Source organism: Streptomyces mirabilis (assembly GCF_039503195.1).
Taxonomy (GTDB): Bacteria; Actinomycetota; Actinomycetes; order Streptomycetales; family Streptomycetaceae; genus Streptomyces; species Streptomyces mirabilis_D.
The window spans coordinates 7076823-7094284 of sequence record NZ_JBCJKP010000001.1; the positions used below are offsets into that span (position 1 = coordinate 7076823).

Genomic DNA, 17462 nt, shown 5'->3' on the forward strand with positions numbered 1-17462 from the left:
CGGTCAGCCGGAGAGTTTCACCACGCGGGAGTCCCCGATGACCCTGCCCTTCGCGTCCAGCGCCCTGACCTTGAAGTACGGTCCTGGCTCGGGTGTGGTGACGGCGGTCTCGAACCCGGACCGTGGGGCGTGTCGGACGACGACCGACAGGGAATCGGGGTCGGATCCGGCGAGTACCTGCCATGCTGCGGTCTGCGTCGAGCCGTTCCAGGAGGCGTAGACGACGCTGTGCCCGCCGTCGGACCGTGCCGCCGCACTCGGTGGGTAGGAGGGCGTGCCGATCCATTTGTTCCGGAAGGCTCGGTAAGAGATGTCGGAGCCCGGCAGCTTCGCGTCGTAGAGCAGGTTCCGCGAGGCGTTGGCCTCGGTGTTCCCCGCACCCGCGTACTCCGAGTAGTACGGGCTCTGACCCCACCCGATGAATTCGTTGCCGTTGGAGAGGGCCTGGGTGTTTCCCTGGGTTGGTGACTCCAACGGCGGCTGGTGGTAGTAGGTCTTGACCGCCGTCGCCCTGTGGCTGCGGAAATCAAGGCTGAGGATCAGGCCGTGCGAACGCTGCTCGGGGGCGCCGTCGGGCAGGTCGCAGCAGCCGTCGTCGAACATGCTGATCCGGTTTCCTGGCCGGAATCGGGCATCGTGCTGCCAGTAGAAGTCCGCGTTCGGACCGAAGGTGAAGTCGCTTTTCTTTCCCCCGATCCGATAGCGGACCTTCCCGGATTTCTTGGTGACGTCGTAGATCGCCCACATGTTCCGGGCCGAGATCAACAGCCGGCCGTCAGGGCCCTCGTCGACGGAGTTGATGTGAAAGGCGTCCCACACTCCGCCGGACGACGACGCGCTGGAGGCCGCCTCCTCGGAATCGGCGGGGTCGATATGGTCCAGGGCGTTCCATGAATAGAGGAGTCTCCCCGTGGCGAGGTCGACCTCCTGGATCTCGCTGTTCTCGATCGCTCCGTTCTTCGGACCTCCATAGGGTGTGAGATCCATGGGCACCGGTCTGGAGGCGATGAACAGGGCGGTGCCCCGGCGGGTCAGGGTGAACTCGTGCTCGTCCGGGTAGTAGCCGTGATGCGCGAAGACCGTTTTGAGCAGGCGGTAGTGGGAGTCGTAGATGTAGTAGCACCCGCCCGGTTCCGGCGCACCGGCCGGCAGGTTCGTATACGCCGGGGAAGGGCGAGAGTCCCCTGCCACCAGGTCAGCACCGGTTGTCCCCGGCCCCCGCGGCCGTCGTAATAGGTCTGGACCTTGAAATCGGCGTTCTGGAGGTTCGTGGAAGGCAGCGGGCGGAACCAGACCGGATCACCCGAGTTGTCATTGACCAGTGCCCCCGTCTGGCCGACCATCCGGTCCGCGCTGAACGGGGCGACAAAGACGTCTCCGTGAGCCGTTCCCGGTTTGTTCGCGGTCACGGTCACCCGCATGGGGTGAAGACCCGGTTCGGAGACGAAACTCCACACATCGCTGCCCGACAGGATCGGAGGTGGAGTACTTTCCGACGGAGGGAAGGGTTTCGTCGCGCACCGGCGGGACGCGCCCCCTTGGGGACCCGCCATGGCCGACGGCACGGAGTGTGCGAAGACACACCCTGCCGCGAGCACGCATGCTCCGACGGTGCGGCGGGTCCTTCCCCGTGTCCGGCGGACCCGCGGCTCTCGCGTCACCATTTGCCGACCTCCTTGGCACCCGGAACCCTTCTCCGACGGCGGTGCCGCTCGTCCTCGAACGTCGTGTTCGGTTCACCCCTCCGACCCATGACGATCAAGACCGGGAGCTGTTCCTCTGGTGACGGTATGCAGCGAGAGGGGCCCGCGCCTGCTGAAAGCCACTCAGGTAGGCCGTTCGGCAGGTGCGGCCTCACCCGGACACGCGGCAGCTCCGTCCCACCGCTGCCGCCGGGGCTCACGACGGCACGTCAGCCGAGGACCCGGACCGGGTCGCCGTCGAGGTAGGCCTGGATGTCCTCCAGGGCCTGGCCGTAGTAGCGCGCGTAGTTGGCGCGGGACACATAGCCGAGATGCGGGGTGGCGAGCAGCCGCGGTGCGGTGCGCATCGGGTGGTTGCCCGGCAGCGGTTCGACGTCGAAGACGTCGACGCCGGCGCCGGCGATACGGCCCTCGTGCAGCGCGGCGAGCAGGGCCTCCTGGTCGACGATCGCGGCCCGCGAGGTGTTGATCAGGTAGGCGGTGGGCTTGAGGAGGGCGATCTCGGCGGCGCCGAGCAGGCCCCGGGTGCGGTCGCTCAGCGCGAGGTGGACGGAGATGAAGTCGCTGCTTGCCAGCAACTCCTCCTTGGAGGAGGCGAGTTCGACGCCGACCTCGTCCGCGCGTTCCTTGGTGAGGTGCCGGCTCCAGGCGGTGACCTCCATGCCGAAGGCGAGTCCGACCTGGGCCACCCGGCTGCCGATCTTGCCGAGACCGAGCAGGCCGAGCGTGCGGCTGTGCAGGTCGGCGCCGACGGTGGACTGCCAGGGGCCGCCGTCGCGCAGGGCGTTGTTCTCCTGGACGATGCCGCGGGCGAGTCCGAGCAGCAGGGCCCAGGTGAGTTCGACCGGCGGCGTCGAGGAGCTCTGGGTGCCGCACACGGTGACGCCGGCCGCCTTCGCGGCCGCGTAGTCGATCACCGAGTTGCGCATGCCGGAGGCGATCAGCAGCTTCAGGCGGGGCAGCCGGTTCAGCAACGAGTCCGGGAAGGGCACCCGCTCGCGCAGGGTGACCACGAAGTCGAAGTCGGCGAGAGCCGCGGCGAGTTCGTCCTCGGTGGCGAAGTGCTCGGCGAAGGAGACGACCTCGACCCGATCGGTCAGCGTCGACCAGTCGGCACATGCGCTCGCCACGTTCTGGAAGTCGTCGAGTACGGCGCAGCGGAATTGCACGTCATTTCTCCCAGGTGTTCTCGCTGTCGGGGCGCGGACACGCGCCCCGTCCGGGGTCACCCGGCAGCACGATCCTGCCCCGGCCGCTCACGGCACCGGAGAACGGGAGGGGTTCGCTGTGACGAGCCGCCGGGGCGGCTGCGCCGGAGGGGCATTCGACGTTGCGTACGTGCTACGGACCTGCTGGTCACAATCCGCTGGTCAGGGCCTGTTCGCCTAGCACTCGATGATGTTGACCGCGAGCCCGCCCCGCGCCGTCTCCTTGTACTTGACGCTCATGTCCGCGCCCGTCTCCTTCATGGTCTTGATGACCTTGTCGAGGGAGACCTTGTGGGAGCCGTCGCCGCGCATGGCCATGCGGGCGGCGGTGACCGCCTTGACCGCCGCCATGCCGTTGCGTTCGATGCAGGGGATCTGGACGAGGCCGCCGACCGGGTCGCAGGTGAGGCCGAGGTTGTGTTCCATGCCGATCTCGGCGGCGTTCTCGACCTGTTCGGGGCTGCCGCCGAGGACCTCGGCGAGGGCGCCCGCGGCCATCGAGCAGGCCGAGCCGACCTCGCCCTGGCAGCCGACCTCGGCGCCGGAGATGGAGGCGTTCTCCTTGAAGAGCATCCCGATGGCGCCGGCGGCCAGCAGGAAGCGCACGACGCCGTCCTCGTCCGCGCCCGGGATGAAGTTGATGTAGTAGTGGAGGACCGCCGGGATGATGCCCGCGGCGCCGTTCGTGGGGGCCGTGACCACCCGGCCGCCCGCCGCGTTCTCCTCGTTCACCGCCATGGCGTAGAGCGTGATCCACTCCATCGCGTGGGCCAGCGGGTCGCCCTCCGCCCGCAGCTGGCGGGCCGAGACGGCGGCGCGGCGGCGGACCTTGAGCCCGCCCGGCAGGATGCCCTCGCGGGACATGCCCCGGGAGACGCACGCCTGCATCACACGCCAGATGGCGAGCAGGCCCTCGCGGATCTCCTCGTCGGTGCGCCAGGCCCGCTCGTTCTCCAGCATCAGGGCGGAGATCGACAGGCCGGTCTCCTTCGTCAGCCGCAGCAGTTCGTCGCCCGAGCGGAACGGGTACTTGAGCACCCTGTCGTCGAGCTTGATGCGGTCCTCGCCCACCGCGTCCTCGTCGACCACGAAGCCGCCGCCGACCGAGTAGTACGTCTTCTCCAGGACGAGCGTGCCGGAGGCGTCGTACGCGAAGACCGTCATGCCGTTCGCGTGGTACGGCAGGGCCTTGCGGCGGTGCAGGACCAGGTCGTCGGCGAAGGAGAAGGAGATCTCGTGCGTGCCGAGGAGCGAGAGGCGGCCCGACGACTTGATCCGCTCCACGCGGTCGTCGGCGCCCTCCACGTCCACGGTTCGCGGCGACGCGCCCTCCAGGCCCAGCAGCACCGCCTTGGGGGTGCCGTGGCCGTGACCGGTCGCGCCCAGGGAGCCGTACAGCTCGGCCCGGACGGAGACCACCGAGTCCAGCAGCTCCTCGTTGCGCAGCCGGCGGGCGAACATGCGCGCCGCACGCATCGGGCCCACCGTGTGGGAGCTCGATGGGCCTATGCCGATCGAGAACAGGTCGAAGACCGAGATGGCCACGGGGACTCCTCACAACGGGGGTGGTGCATGGGGGCGGGCGCCGCGCACACCTGCGGTTCCAGTGTGCGCGGCGTCCTGGTGAATCGTACGTTCCGTGCGAATTTCTGTACGAAAGTGAACTTTCGCAGGAACTGGTTCTGTACTGCTTCAGGCGGTACTACTTCAGGCCGGGGTACAGCGGGTGCTTGTCGGCCAGGGCGGACACGCGGGTCTTCAGTGACTCCGCGTCGTAGGAGGGCTTCAGCGCCTCGGCGATGATGTCCGCGACCTCGGTGAAGTCCTCGGCCTGGAAGCCGCGGGTGGCGAGCGCGGGCGTGCCGATGCGCAGGCCGGACGTGACCATCGGGGGGCGCGGGTCGTTCGGGATGGCGTTGCGGTTGACCGTGATGCCGACCTCGTGGAGACGGTCCTCGGCCTGTTGACCGTCCAGCTCGGAGTTGCGCAGGTCGACGAGGACCAGGTGCACGTCCGTGCCGCCGGACAGGACGTCCACGCCCACGGCCTTGACGTCGTCCTGGACCAGGCGCTCCGCCAGGATCCGCGCGCCGTCCAGCGTGCGCTGCTGGCGCTCCTTGAAGTCGTCGGAGGCGGCGACCTTGAACGAGACGGCCTTCGCGGCGATCACGTGCTCCAGCGGACCGCCCTGCTGACCGGGGAAGACCGCGGAGTTGATCTTCTTCGCCAGCTCGGCGGTGGACAGGATCACGCCACCGCGCGGGCCGCCCAGCGTCTTGTGGGTCGTGGTCGTGACCACGTGGGCGTGCGGCACCGGGTTCGGGTGCAGACCCGCGGCCACGAGCCCCGCGAAGTGCGCCATGTCGACCATCAGGTACGCGCCGACCTCGTCCGCGACCCGGCGGAACGCGGCGAAGTCCAGCTGACGCGGGTAGGCCGACCAGCCCGCCACGATCAGCTGCGGCCTGGACTCCTTGGCGAGGCGCTCGACCTCGTCCATGTCGACCTGGCCGGTCTCGTCGTTCACGTGGTACGGGACCACGTTGTACAGCTTGCCGGAAAAGTTGATCTTCATGCCGTGGGTGAGGTGCCCGCCGTGCGCGAGGTTCAGACCCATGATCGTGTCGCCCGGCTTCAGCAGCGCGAACATCGCCGCCGCGTTGGCCTGGGCGCCCGAGTGGGGCTGCACGTTCGCGTGCTCGGCGCCGAAGAGCGCCTTGACGCGGTCGATGGCGATCTGCTCGACCACGTCGACGTGCTCGCAGCCGCCGTAGTAGCGGCGGCCCGGGTAGCCCTCGGCGTACTTGTTGGTCAGGACCGAGCCCTGGGCCTCCATGACCGCGACCGGAGCGAAGTTCTCCGAGGCGATCATCTCCAGGGTGGACTGCTGGCGGTGCAGCTCGGCGTCGACGGCGGCGGCGACGTCCGGGTCCAGCTCGTGCAGGGGCGTGTTCAGAAGCGACATCAGTCAGAAGTCCTTAAGAGCCGGAGAACTCGGTGTACTCGTCGGCGGAGAGCAGGTCGGCCGGCTCGTCCGTGACGCGTACCTTGAACAGCCAGCCGCCCTCGAAGGGGGCGGAGTTCACCAGCGACGGGTCGTCGACCACGTCCTGGTTGGCCTCCACGACCTCGCCGGTGACCGGCGCGTACAGGTCGCTGACCGACTTGGTCGACTCCAGCTCGCCGCAGGTCTCGCCCGCGGTCACCGTGTCACCGACCTCCGGAAGCTGGGCGTAGACGACATCGCCGAGCGCGTTGGCCGCGAACTCGGTGATGCCGACCGTCGAGACGCCGTCCTCGGCGACCGACAGCCACTCGTGCTCCTTGCTGTAGCGCAGCTGCTGGGGGTTGCTCATGGCCTGAATTCTCCTGTACGCGGGGGAGTGCGGATGAACGGGGATGACCGAGTGGTCTTGGGATACGAGACGTGACACAGCGGCGTGCGTCACGTGGGCGCGCTGGACGGGGCCCTTTCGGCCCCGAAGCTACTTCTGGCGCTTGTAGAACGGCAGCGCCACGACCTCGTACGGCTCATGGCTGCCCCGGATGTCCACGCCGACTCCGGCCGTGCCCGGCGCGGCGTGCGCGGCGTCGACGTACGCCATCGCGATCGGCTTGCCCAGCGTGGGGGAGGGCGCGCCGGAGGTGACCTCGCCGATCACCTTGCCGTCGGCGACGACCGGGTACCCGGCGCGCGGCACGCGACGGCCCTCGGCGACAAGCCCGACGAGTACCCGCGGGGGGTTCTCCTCGGCGCGGGAGGCGGCCTCCTGGAGCGCGGCACGTCCCACGAAGTCCCCCTCCTTCTCGAACTTCACGACCCGGCCGAGCCCCGCGTCGAAGGGGGTGAGCGAGGTGGTCAGCTCATGCCCGTACAGCGGCATGCCCGCCTCCAGGCGCAGCGTGTCGCGGCAGGAGAGGCCGCAGGGGACGAGCCCGACGGGCGCGCCCGCGTCCGTCAGCGCCTGCCACAGCTTCTCGGCGTCGGACGGGGCCACGAACAGCTCGAAGCCGTCCTCGCCCGTGTAGCCCGTCCGGGCGATCAGCGCCGGGACGCCCGCGACGGTGCCCGGCAGGCCCGCGTAGTACTTCAGCCCGTCCAGGTCGGCGTCGGTCAGCGACTTGAGGATGCCGGGGGACTCGGGGCCCTGCACGGCGATCAGCGCGTACGCGTCCCGGTCGTCGCGCACGAGGGCGTCGAAGCCGGCGGCACGCTCGGCCAGCGCGTCCAGCACCACCTGGGCGTTGGAGGCGTTCGCGACGACCATGTACTCGTTCTCGGCCAGTCGGTAGACGATCAGGTCGTCCAGGATGCCGCCGTCCTCCCGGCAGATCATCGTGTAGCGGGCGCGGCCGACGCCGACGGAGGCGATGTTGCCGACCAGCGCGTGGTTGAGAAGGGCGGCGGCCTGCGGCCCGGTGACCGTGATCTCGCCCATGTGCGACAGGTCGAAGAGGCCGGCCCGGGTGCGCACGGCGAGGTGCTCGTCGCGCTCGGAGCCGTAGCGCAGGGGCATGTCCCAGCCCGCGAAGTCGGTCATCGTCGCGCCGAGCGAGCGATGCAGGGCATCGAGCGCGGTGAGACGGGGTGCGTTACTGCTCATCGGTGGGGCTCCCAAGGCATGACGGCGAGGTCGTTCCTCCCCATCTGTCATCGGAACCTGAGAGGTTCATCACGACCCCGCGAACGGAGGTCCTGACTTGCACCTTGGGTGGAGCCACTGGACAGCGGCCCGCTTTTCAGATGTGCCTCGCCCGCGCGGTAACGGGGCCTGAGAGATTCAAGGGAGGGACTTGCTCCTTCGGCGCCCGGGTACCCGAAGGTACCCGGAACTCTCCCGCGCGGATTCAAGCGGCCGGTATGCAGTTGGCGGGCACATCATCGCACGCGCCGTCCGATCACGGCAGTCCGCATCTGTAACCGGCCTGTGGCAGTCCGCGTACGGAAACGAGAGACACCGCGCATTACCTTCTCTTTACACTCGACGGGGATGGGACTCCACACCCAAGGGGAGGACGATCACGGTGAACAGGACCACGGCGTACGCCACGACCTCGGGCCTCGCGCTGCCCGAGCAGCCCGGTGCCCCGGCCAGGACCCGGGAGGCGTGCGGAGCGCTGCCGACAGCCGTCGTCCGGGACCTCAGGGAGCGCGCGGGACACTCTCCGCACGGTCTGCACTTCGCGGCGCCCGACGTCGTCGTGGTCACCGGGTTGCCGGGCAGCGGCAAGTCGACCCTGATGCGCCGCGCCGTCGAGGGCCCGCGCATCGACTCCCAGGACACCCGGGACCGCTGGGACGAGTGGACGGGCGGCCGGCTGCCGTATGCCGTCTACCGGCCCCTCGTCCGCCTCGCGCACTACGCGGGCCTGCGTCGCTCCCTGCGCTCCGGCGCCGGGCTCGTCGTGCACGACTGCGGTACACAGGCCTGGGTGCGCCGCTGGCTCGCCCGCGAGGCCCAGCGCCGTGGCGGCACCCTCCACCTGCTGCTGCTCGACGTCACGCCCGGTACGGCGCTGGAGGGTCAGCGCGAGCGCGGCCGGGGTGTGTCGCGGTACGCGTTCGCCCGTCACCGGGGCGCGGTCGCCCGGCTGCTGCGCTCCGTCGAGCGGGGCGACCTGCCGGAGGGCTGCGGCTCGGCGGTGCTCCTCGACCGGGACGCGGCGGACGTACTGCGGAGGATCGGCTTCGATGACTGAGAAACGGCCGCGCGTGGCCGAGAGCGGTCGGGAGCAGCCGAGAGTGCGGTCGAGAGCGGTCGGGAAGTCATACGGGCCCACTAACCTTTCCAGCCAGAACACCAGAACAGTGGTTCACCGCAGGCGGTAGACAGGTAGACAGATGGACATCCCCGACTTCCCGGACTTCTCGGTACCGGCGTACCCGCAACCCGGCCCCCACCCCCACTCGCACGGTGGCTGGCCGGGCAACGAACTGGAGGAGGTGCTCTCCGCGTCCCTCGGAGTGCCCTCGGCCGGCGGCCGCATCGTCGAGGTCCTCGGCCGCAGCTTCGTCTGGGTGCCGCTGCCCAACGGCGGCGGACCGCACGCGGGATCCCTCGACCTGCCCACCCTGGAGATCGAGGGCCAGGCGTACGTGCCGGTCTTCAGCTCCGAGGAGCAGTTCCGCCAGGTCGCGGGCGGCCATCTGTCGTACACGATCGCGCCCGCGGTCGAGTTCGCCCGCGGGCTGCCCCCGCAGGTCGGCATCGCGATCAACCCGGACGGGGTGGTCGGTGTGCCGCTGCCGCCCCTCGCGGTCGCCGAGCTGTGCCGGACCGGGCGCACCCCGCTGGACGGGCCCACGAGCGGTGGCCGGGTGAAACTCTACGAGCCCGACTGGCAGGACGACCCGGTGGACTTCTTCGCCGCCGCCTCGGCCGAGTTCGCGGCGACGGGAGTCGTCCTGACCGCCCGCCGCTGTCTGGCCAGCATCGAGGGCGACGACCCGGTCATGTTCGTCGGGGTCGAACTCTCCGTGTGGGAGGGAGACCTCCGGACACTCCCCATGGACGCCCTCTCCCGCGCCCTCGCCCGCGTCGCGGTCAAGTGGCCGGTGAACCTCGTCCTCCTCGACGTCGCCCAGGACCCGGTGGCCGACTGGATGCGAGCCCAGGTACGGCCCTTTTATCAGCAAGGCCAGTAGAAGCGCCCCGTCAGGGGCGCGGGGAACCGCGTGAGCACCACAACGGACCTGCCGCGGCCCAAACACAGCGAGCCCGGGCTTCCAACGGCTTCCCCGGCGGAGCGCATTCGCCGCTTAAGCTGGTTCCATGGCTCGGCCGGGGTTCGGCCGAGGTGTTGGTCGACGTCATGATTTCTTCGCGAAGGGGCGGTTGAAGGTGAGCGCGTCGGGCACGGCCGCGGCCGGTCAGGTCGAGCACATGCTGCGCCAGGTGACGCCCGGGCGTTACGACGCCTACGAGGCGCTCCTTCGCGCGCTCGCGACCCCGTCGTCGGGTCAGGTGTGGATGCTGCTCTGGCACGGCCAGGCGGGCTCCCCGGACGCCCAGTACGGGAACATGGAGGTGGAGGGCTTCGGCTACGCGCCGTGCGTCACCTCCGCCCAGGAGCTCTCGGCCAGCGGCTGGAACCGGTCGTACGAGGTCGTCGACGGTCTCGACGTCGCCCGCACCCTCTACCCCGACCACTTCGGGCTCTGGCTCAATCCGCACGCCCCGGGCGGCGGGGTCGGCATTCCCTGGCTCGATCTGCGCAGAATCGCGGCGGGTCTGGAGCGCCAGCCCGCCGGCCCGCTGCGACTGTCCGAACCCGGCATCGAGATCCCGCAGTTCTACGCCCTGCTCACGCAGAACGCCCATCGCACCACCGCCGTGCGCTCGCTGCGCCGCGCCTGGGTGCAGCCGGCGCTCGGGGCGCCGTACCTGGCCATCGGACTGGACGTCTACGACACGTCGCCGCCCGCCGTCGACTCGGTGCGGGCGATGATGCAGCAGTCCATCGGCGCGGTTCCGGACGGGTTGCCCGTGTCGACCGTCGCGATGTCGGACGAGTACGACCCGGTGGCGATGTGGCTGGGCGCCAACGCGCGGCCGTTCTACGACCGCGAGGCCCACGCGGCCCCCGCGGCCCCCGCCCAGGCTCCGATGGCGGGTGGGTACGGCTATCCACCGGCACCCGGCGGATACTGATCCGCAATCCGGCGAACCGTGAAGGATCGGCACGGTTCCTTCACCGCGGCTCTGCATTTCTTCGCGCGTAGATGACTAGGGATCGTCCGGGTTATGCCCGTATTGACGCCCAGTGTCCTAATTGCCCCGCGTCCGACCCCCGTTACCCGCCGTCCGGATAACGGAACCCCCCTGACAGCATCACGTTTACGCATCCATTCACCGTCAAGTCTGGCTACAGATCGCCGAGGCGTTGAAGACTCCCGCTCCAGGGGGTTTAGCCCCTGTGTACGACGGACTGATCACGCCGCTACAAGCGGCACGTGTGGGCCGGCTACCGCCGGTTGAGAGGGGTCCCTGCCAGATGACGGCACCATTGCACGAGCCGACCGCGGAAGCGGCCCCGAGTGCGGCCGAAGAAGCGGCGGCTGCCGCCGCCGGCGAAAAGGTCGTGCAGGGACGTTCCCTGGGCCGGATCGCCTGGGAGCGCCTGAAGAGGGACAAGCTCGCCCTGACCGGCGGCATCGTCGTGCTCGTCCTCATCGTGATCGCCCTGCTCGCGCCAGTGATCACCAACCTGCTCGGTCAGGACCCGGACACCTTCAACGAGAAGCTGATCGACCCTCTGTTCGGCACTCCCACGGGGTCGTTGGGCGGCATCAGCGGCCACCACCTGCTGGGCGTCGAGCCCGTCAACGGCCGCGACATCCTCGCCCGCATCCTCTACGGTGCCCGCGTCTCGCTCCTGGTGGGCTTCCTCTCCGCCGTCGTCGCGGTCGTCCTCGGCACCGTGCTCGGCATCCTGGCGGGCTTCTTCGGAGGCTGGGTGGACTCGCTCATCAGCCGCGTGATGGACGGCCTGCTGGCCTTCCCGCAACTCCTGTTCACGATCGCCCTGGTCTCGGTGATGCCGAACAACATGCTGGGCCTGTCCGGCTCCAACGTGCGCGTGTTCGTGATGATCCTGGTCATCGGCTTCTTCGGCTGGCCCTACATCGGACGCGTGGTGCGCGGCCAGACGCTCTCGATGCGTGAGCGTGAGTACGTCGAGGCCGCGCGGTCGCTGGGCGCCGGGCGCTTCTACATCCTGTTCAAGGAACTGCTGCCCAACCTGGTCGCACCGATCATCGTCTACACGACGATGATGATCCCCACGAACATCCTCACCGAGGCGGCACTCAGCTTCCTGGGTGTGGGCGTCAAGCCGCCCACCTCGTCCTGGGGACAGATGCTGTCGAGCGCGATCGACTACTACGAGTCCGACCCCATGTACATGGTGGTCCCTGGTGTGGCGATCTTCATCACCGTCCTTGCCTTCAACCTCTTCGGCGACGGTGTGCGGGACGCGCTGGACCCGAAGGCTTCCCGCTGAACTGCCACACCCCAAGCGTCCCGTGGCATCGACACGGGGTCTCTCATCAAATCCGGAGGATCCGAGATCGTGACTACCCAACGCACCTCAGGGCGGCGTAAGCAGGCGTTTGCCGCCGCTGCTGCGGTCGCCGCACTGCTGACCACGGCGGCGTGCGGCGGTGGAGGCAGCGACAACAACGGTTCGAAGACCGGCGCCGCCGGCTTCGACGCCGCGAACAACAAGGTCGCCCAGGCCTCTCTGGCCAAGAAGGGTGGCACGCTGCGGTTCGGCGGTGCCCAGGACGCGGACTCGTGGGACACCACGCGCGGCTACTACGGCTTCATGTGGAACTTCGCGCGCTACTACAGCCGCCAGCTGGTCACGGGCAAGACGGAGCCGGGCAAGGCCGGCGCCGAGCTCACCCCGGACCTCGCCACCGGTCTCGCGAAGGTCACGGACAACGGCAAGACGTACACCTACACCCTGCGTGACGGCGTCACGTGGGAGGACGGCAAGCCGATCACGTCCAAGGACGTCAAGTACGGCATCGAGCGCGTCTGGGCGCAGGACGTGCTGTCCGGCGGTCCGACCTACCTCAAGGACTTCCTGGACCCGAAGGGCGAGTACAAGGGTCCCTACAAGGACACGTCCAAGGACAAGCTGGGCCTGAAGGCGATCACCACGCCGGACGACAAGACGGTCGTCTTCCACCTGCCGGAGGCCAACTCGGACTTCCAGGAGGTGCTGGGTCTGGTCTCGGCCTCCCCGGTCCGCCAGGACATGGACACCAAGTCCAAGTACGGCCTGAAGCCGTTCTCCTCCGGCCCGTACAAGTTCGATTCCTACAGCCCCGGCAAGAGCCTGACGCTGGTGCGCAACGCGAACTGGAAGCAGTCCTCGGACCCGATCCGCAAGGCGTACCCGGACAAGATCACCGTCCAGTTCTTCTCGGACGCCAACCAGCTGGACCAGCGCCTGCTCAACGGTGACCTGGACCTGGACATCAACCAGACCGGCATGTCCCCGCAGGGCCGCACCACCGCCCTGAAGGAGCACAAGGCCAACCTGGACAACCCGATCTCGGGTTACATCCGGTACGCGGCCTTCCCGCAGAGCGTGAAGCCGTTCGACAACGTCGAGTGCCGCAAGGCCGTGATCCTCGGCGCGGACCACGTCTCGCTGCAGACCGCGCGCGGTGGCCCGATCGCCGGTGGTGACATCGGCACCAACATGCTCCCGCCGTCCGTCCCGGGCGCCGAGGGCCAGAAGTACGACCCGTACGGCATCTCCGGCGCCGACAAGAACGGCAATGTCGAGAAGGCCAAGGCGGCGCTGAAGGCGTGCGGCAAGCCGAACGGCTTCTCCACCACCATCGCGGTGCGCAACAACAAGCCCGTCGAGGTGGCCACGGCCCAGTCGCTCCAGGCGTCGCTGAAGAAGATCGGCATCAACGCCCAGATCGACCAGTACGACGGTTCGCAGACCACCGGCATCATCGGCAGCCCCTCGAACGTCCAGAAGAAGGGCTACGGCATCATCATCATGGGCTGGGGCCCGGACTTCCCGACCGTCCAGGGCTTCGGTCTGCCGCTGTGGGACAGCAAGTACATCGCGCAGAGCGGCAACAACAACTACGCGCTGATCAAGGACAAGACGATCGACGGTCTGTTCTCGCAGTACGTCACCACGCTGGACGACGCGGGCAAGACCAAGCTCTCGACCGAGATCAACCACAAGGTCATGGAGGGCGCGTACTACCTGCCCTTCACCTTCGAGAAGTTCATCAACTGGCGCGGCGACAACCTCGCGAACGTCTACACGACGGACAACTACAGCGGTACGTACGACTTCGTGAACCTCGGTCTGAAGTCCGCAAAGTAATCCCGGCACACCCGCCGTACGGCACGAAAGGCAGGTGAAGGCCGGCGCGGCGTGGCCGTGGGCCATCGGATGACCTCCGGTGGCCCGCGGCCCCGCGGCGGGCCGTAAGCTGTGCTCGCTTACCTCATCAGGCGGCTGTTCGCCGCCGCAGTGATGCTCGTGGTCATCGTCATGGTGGTCTTCGGCATCTTCTTCCTCGTCCCCAAGTGGGCGGGCGTCGACATCGCCACGAGCTTCGTGGGCAAGCAGGCCGACCCGGCAGCCGTCGAGGCCGTACGGCAGAAGCTGGGCCTGAGCGATCCGATCTACGCCCAGGTCTGGCACTTCTTCAAGGGCATCTTCGTCGGACGCACCTACTCCGGCGGCGGCGATGTCACGCACTGCGCCGCGCCCTGCTTCGGCTACTCCTTCCGCAGCGAGCAGGCCGTCTGGCCGGTGCTCACCGACCGCTTCCCGGTGACCCTGGGGCTCGCGCTCGGTGCCGCCGTGCTGTGGCTGGTCTTCGGTGTCGCGGCCGGTGTGCTCTCCGCGCTCAAGCGGGGCAGCATCTGGGACCGTGGCGCGATGGTCGTCGCCCTGGCGGGTGTCTCCCTCCCCATCTACTTCACCGGTCTGCTCAGCCTGGCGATCTTCGCCTTCGGCCTGAAATGGATCAACGCGCAGTACGTGCCACTCGGCCAGAGCTTCAGCGGCTGGTTCGGCGGCATGATCCTGCCCTGGATCACCCTCGCGTTCCTCTACGCGGCGATGTACGCCCGGATCACCCGCGCCACCATGCTGGAGATCCTGGGCGAGGACTACATCCGCACGGCACGCGCCAAGGGCCTCAAGGAGCAGGTCGTCATCGGCAAGCACGCCATGCGCTCCACGATGACCCCCATCCTCACCATGCTGGGCATGGACCTCGGCGCCCTCATCGGCGGCGCCATCCTGACGGAGTCCACGTTCAACCTGCCCGGTCTCGGCCGTGCGGTGCTCGACGCCATCAAGAACCAGGACCTGCCCATCATCCTGGGCGTCACCCTGATCACTTCTCTCGCGGTGCTGATCGCCAACCTCGTGGTGGACGTCCTGTACGCCGTGATCGACCCCCGAGTGAGGCTGTCATGACCGAACTCAGCAAGAGCGGAGCGGTGGCCGAGCCCGTCAAGGACTCGCCCGCATCCTCCGCCTTCCTCGAAGTACGCGACCTGAAGGTGCACTTCCCGACCGACGACGGTCTGGTCAAGTCCGTCGACGGGCTCAGCTTCCAGCTGGAGAAGGGCAAGACCCTCGGGATCGTGGGCGAGTCCGGCTCCGGCAAGTCGGTGACCTCGCTCGGCATCATGGGCCTGCACACGGCCGGCCAGTACGGCAAGCGCAAGGCGCAGATCTCCGGCGAGATCTGGCTGAACGGCACCGAACTGCTGTCCGCCGACCCGGACTACGTACGCAAGCTGCGCGGCCGCGAGATGGCGATGATCTTCCAGGATCCGCTCTCCGCGCTGCACCCGTACTACACGATCGGTCAGCAGATCGTGGAGGCGTACCGCATCCACAACAACGTGGACAAGAAGACGGCGAAGCGTCGCGCGGTCGAGATGCTCGACCGGGTGGGCATCCCGCAGCCGGACAAGCGCGTCGACAGCTACCCGCACGAGTTCTCCGGTGGTATGCGCCAGCGCGCGATGATCGCGATGTCGCTGGTCAACAACCCCGAACTGCTCATCGCGGACGAGCCGACGACCGCCCTGGACGTGACCGTCCAGGCGCAGATCCTCGACCTGATCCGGGACCTGCAGAAGGAGTTCGGCTCCGCGGTCATCATCATCACCCACGACCTGGGCGTCGTCGCGGAGCTCGCCGACGACATCCTGGTGATGTACGGCGGCCGTTGCATCGAGCGCGGTCCGGCCGAGAAGGTGTTCTACGAGCCACGGCACCCCTACACCTGGGGGCTGCTCGGCTCGATGCCGCGCCTGGACCGTGAGCAGACCGAGCGCCTCATCCCCGTCAAGGGCTCCCCGCCCTCGCTGATCAACATCCCGTCCGGCTGCGCCTTCAACCCGCGCTGCCCGTACGCGGACGTTCCCAAGGACAACGTGACCCGCACGGTCCGCCCCGAGCTGACCGAGGTCGGCGGACGGCACTGGGCCGCCTGCCACATGACCCAGGAGCAGCGGGAACGCATCTGGACCGAAGAGATTGCGCCGAAGCTGTGAGCGAGAAAGCCAAGGACGCGGAAGTGACCATTCCCGCACAGGCACAGGACGAAGGCGGCGCCACCCTCACCAAGGACGCCGCCCCGGGTGACGTCCTGCTGAAGGTGACCGGGCTGCAGAAGCACTTCCCCATCCGCAAGGGTCTGCTGCAGCGTCAGGTCGGCGCGGTGCGTGCCGTCGACGGCCTCGACTTCGAGGTGCGCTCCGGGGAGACCCTGGGCGTCGTGGGCGAGTCCGGCTGCGGCAAGTCCACGATGGGCCGGCTGATCACGCGGCTGCTCGAACCGACCGCGGGCAAGGTCGAGTTCGAGGGCAAGGACATCACGCACCTCGGTGTGAGCGGTATGCGCCCGATGCGCCGTGACGTTCAGATGATCTTCCAGGACCCGTACTCGTCGCTGAACCCCCGGCACACGATCGGCACGATCATCAGTGCCCCGTTCAAGCTGCAGGGCGTCACTCCCGAGGGCGGCGTCAAGAAGGAGGTCCAGCGACTGCTGTCGGTCGTCGGCCTCAACCCCGAGCACTACAACCGCTATCCGCACGAGTTCTCCGGCGGTCAGCGCCAGCGCATCGGCATCGCCCGCGCGCTCGCGCTCAACCCGAAGCTGGTCGTGGCGGACGAGCCGGTCTCGGCGCTCGACGTGTCGATCCAGGCGCAGGTCGTCAACCTCCTCGACGACCTGCAGCAGGAACTCGGCCTGACGTACGTGATCATCGCGCACGACCTGTCGGTGGTCCGGCACGTCTCGGACCGGATCGCGGTGATGTACCTCGGCAAGATCGTGGAGCTCGCCGACCGCGACTCGCTCTACAGGGCGCCGATGCACCCGTACACCAAGGCGCTGATGTCCGCGGTGCCGATCCCGGACCCCAAGCGCCGGAACGTGAAGAGCGAGCGCATCCTGCTCAAGGGCGACGTGCCCTCGCCGATCTCGCCGCCGAGCGGTTGCCGCTTCCACACGCGGTGCTGGAAGGCCACGGAGGTCTGCAAGACGACCGAGCCGCCGCTCCTGGAGCTGAAGCCCGGCCAGCAGGTCGCCTGCCACCACCCGGAGAACTTCGAGGACCAGGCGCCCCAGGACACCGTGCTGCTGTCCGCGGCGAAGGAGGCCGCGGCGCTCGTGGCCGACGAGGTGCTGGCGGAGTCGGCGGAGACGTCGGCTGCGGTAGCCGCGGAACTGGAATCCACGGAGGAGACTCCGGAGCCCGCCGCGGAGACGACCACCGAGCCCGCCGAGGAGACCGCCGCTGAGGAGGCCGCCCCCGAGGAGGCCGTCGCCGCTGAGGAGGCCGCCCCCGAGGAGGCCGCCGCCGCTGAGGAGGCTGCTGCCGAAGAGGCCTCCGAAACGGCCGCCGTCGACGAGTCGGACTCGTCGGAGGAGTCGGGAACCGGCAGCCAGAAGTGAACAGGGCGGTGTGAATTCACCGAAACAAATGCCCCGGTAACCAGATGAATGGTTACCGGGGCATTTGTTTTGAAG

General features: G+C 68.6%; 14 protein-coding genes and 2 riboswitches. Of the genes, 8 read left to right on the forward strand and 6 right to left on the reverse strand.

Annotated features, from left to right (window positions below):
- Window positions 1-3: 3 nt before the first annotated feature.
- From AAFF41_RS32605 to gcvT, 6 genes are all read right to left on the reverse strand, one after another.
- Window positions 4-1191 carry an arylsulfotransferase family protein gene (locus tag AAFF41_RS32605; RefSeq protein ID WP_343325069.1) on the reverse strand — a complete coding sequence of 396 codons (1188 nt, stop codon included), beginning with the start codon at window positions 1189-1191 and terminating at the stop codon, window positions 4-6.
- Between the two features lie 721 nt (window positions 1192-1912).
- The gene (locus AAFF41_RS32610) at window positions 1913-2872 is read right to left on the reverse strand and encodes a D-2-hydroxyacid dehydrogenase family protein (RefSeq protein ID WP_343325070.1); all 960 of its coding nucleotides are present in this window, start codon (window positions 2870-2872) and stop codon (window positions 1913-1915) included.
- A gap of 216 nt (window positions 2873-3088) precedes the next feature.
- Window positions 3089-4456, reverse strand: coding sequence for an L-serine ammonia-lyase (locus AAFF41_RS32615; RefSeq protein ID WP_343325071.1), 1368 nt, complete (start codon window positions 4454-4456; stop codon window positions 3089-3091).
- Between the two features lie 157 nt (window positions 4457-4613).
- The gene (gene glyA, locus AAFF41_RS32620) at window positions 4614-5876 is read right to left on the reverse strand and encodes a serine hydroxymethyltransferase (protein WP_319747009.1); all 1263 of its coding nucleotides are present in this window, start codon (window positions 5874-5876) and stop codon (window positions 4614-4616) included.
- Window positions 5877-5889: 13 nt separating this feature from the next.
- Entirely contained in the window at window positions 5890-6267 is a 378-nt protein-coding gene (gcvH, locus tag AAFF41_RS32625) for a glycine cleavage system protein GcvH (protein ID WP_054234610.1), read from the reverse strand.
- Window positions 6268-6396: 129 nt separating this feature from the next.
- Window positions 6397-7515 carry a glycine cleavage system aminomethyltransferase GcvT gene (gcvT, locus tag AAFF41_RS32630; protein WP_054234609.1) on the reverse strand — a complete coding sequence of 373 codons (1119 nt, stop codon included), beginning with the start codon at window positions 7513-7515 and terminating at the stop codon, window positions 6397-6399.
- A 34-nt stretch (window positions 7516-7549) separates the two neighbouring features.
- Window positions 7550-7661, reverse strand: a riboswitch (glycine riboswitch).
- A riboswitch (glycine riboswitch) is annotated at window positions 7662-7762 on the reverse strand.
- Between the two features lie 168 nt (window positions 7763-7930).
- Here gcvT and AAFF41_RS32635 point away from each other — a divergent pair.
- The 8 genes from AAFF41_RS32635 to AAFF41_RS32670 all read left to right on the forward strand — a co-directional run bounded on the left by AAFF41_RS32635 (window position 7931) and on the right by AAFF41_RS32670 (window position 17387).
- Window positions 7931-8611: an AAA family ATPase gene (locus tag AAFF41_RS32635; RefSeq protein ID WP_319747418.1), complete on the forward strand. Its 681-nt coding sequence runs from the start codon at window positions 7931-7933 to the stop codon at window positions 8609-8611.
- A 142-nt stretch (window positions 8612-8753) separates the two neighbouring features.
- Window positions 8754-9557 (forward strand): enhanced serine sensitivity protein SseB, encoded by an 804-nt coding sequence (locus AAFF41_RS32640; RefSeq protein WP_319747019.1) that lies wholly within the window; start codon window positions 8754-8756, stop codon window positions 9555-9557.
- Window positions 9558-9753: 196 nt separating this feature from the next.
- The gene (locus AAFF41_RS32645; protein ID WP_319747021.1) at window positions 9754-10563 is read left to right on the forward strand and encodes an enhanced serine sensitivity protein SseB C-terminal domain-containing protein; all 810 of its coding nucleotides are present in this window, start codon (window positions 9754-9756) and stop codon (window positions 10561-10563) included.
- A gap of 343 nt (window positions 10564-10906) precedes the next feature.
- Window positions 10907-11914 carry an ABC transporter permease gene (locus AAFF41_RS32650; protein WP_319747025.1) on the forward strand — a complete coding sequence of 336 codons (1008 nt, stop codon included), beginning with the start codon at window positions 10907-10909 and terminating at the stop codon, window positions 11912-11914.
- A 69-nt stretch (window positions 11915-11983) separates the two neighbouring features.
- Window positions 11984-13777 (forward strand): ABC transporter substrate-binding protein, encoded by a 1794-nt coding sequence (locus tag AAFF41_RS32655; protein WP_319747027.1) that lies wholly within the window; start codon window positions 11984-11986, stop codon window positions 13775-13777.
- 111 nt (window positions 13778-13888) lie between these two features.
- Window positions 13889-14887: an ABC transporter permease gene (locus AAFF41_RS32660; RefSeq protein WP_319747028.1), complete on the forward strand. Its 999-nt coding sequence runs from the start codon at window positions 13889-13891 to the stop codon at window positions 14885-14887.
- Window positions 14884-15978 (forward strand): ABC transporter ATP-binding protein, encoded by a 1095-nt coding sequence (locus tag AAFF41_RS32665; protein WP_319747030.1) that lies wholly within the window; start codon window positions 14884-14886, stop codon window positions 15976-15978. The genes AAFF41_RS32660 and AAFF41_RS32665 overlap by 4 nt, the downstream gene beginning before the upstream one ends.
- A gap of 23 nt (window positions 15979-16001) precedes the next feature.
- Window positions 16002-17387, forward strand: coding sequence for an ABC transporter ATP-binding protein (locus AAFF41_RS32670; protein WP_343325072.1), 1386 nt, complete (start codon window positions 16002-16004; stop codon window positions 17385-17387).
- The last annotated feature ends 75 nt before the right edge of the window (window positions 17388-17462 follow it).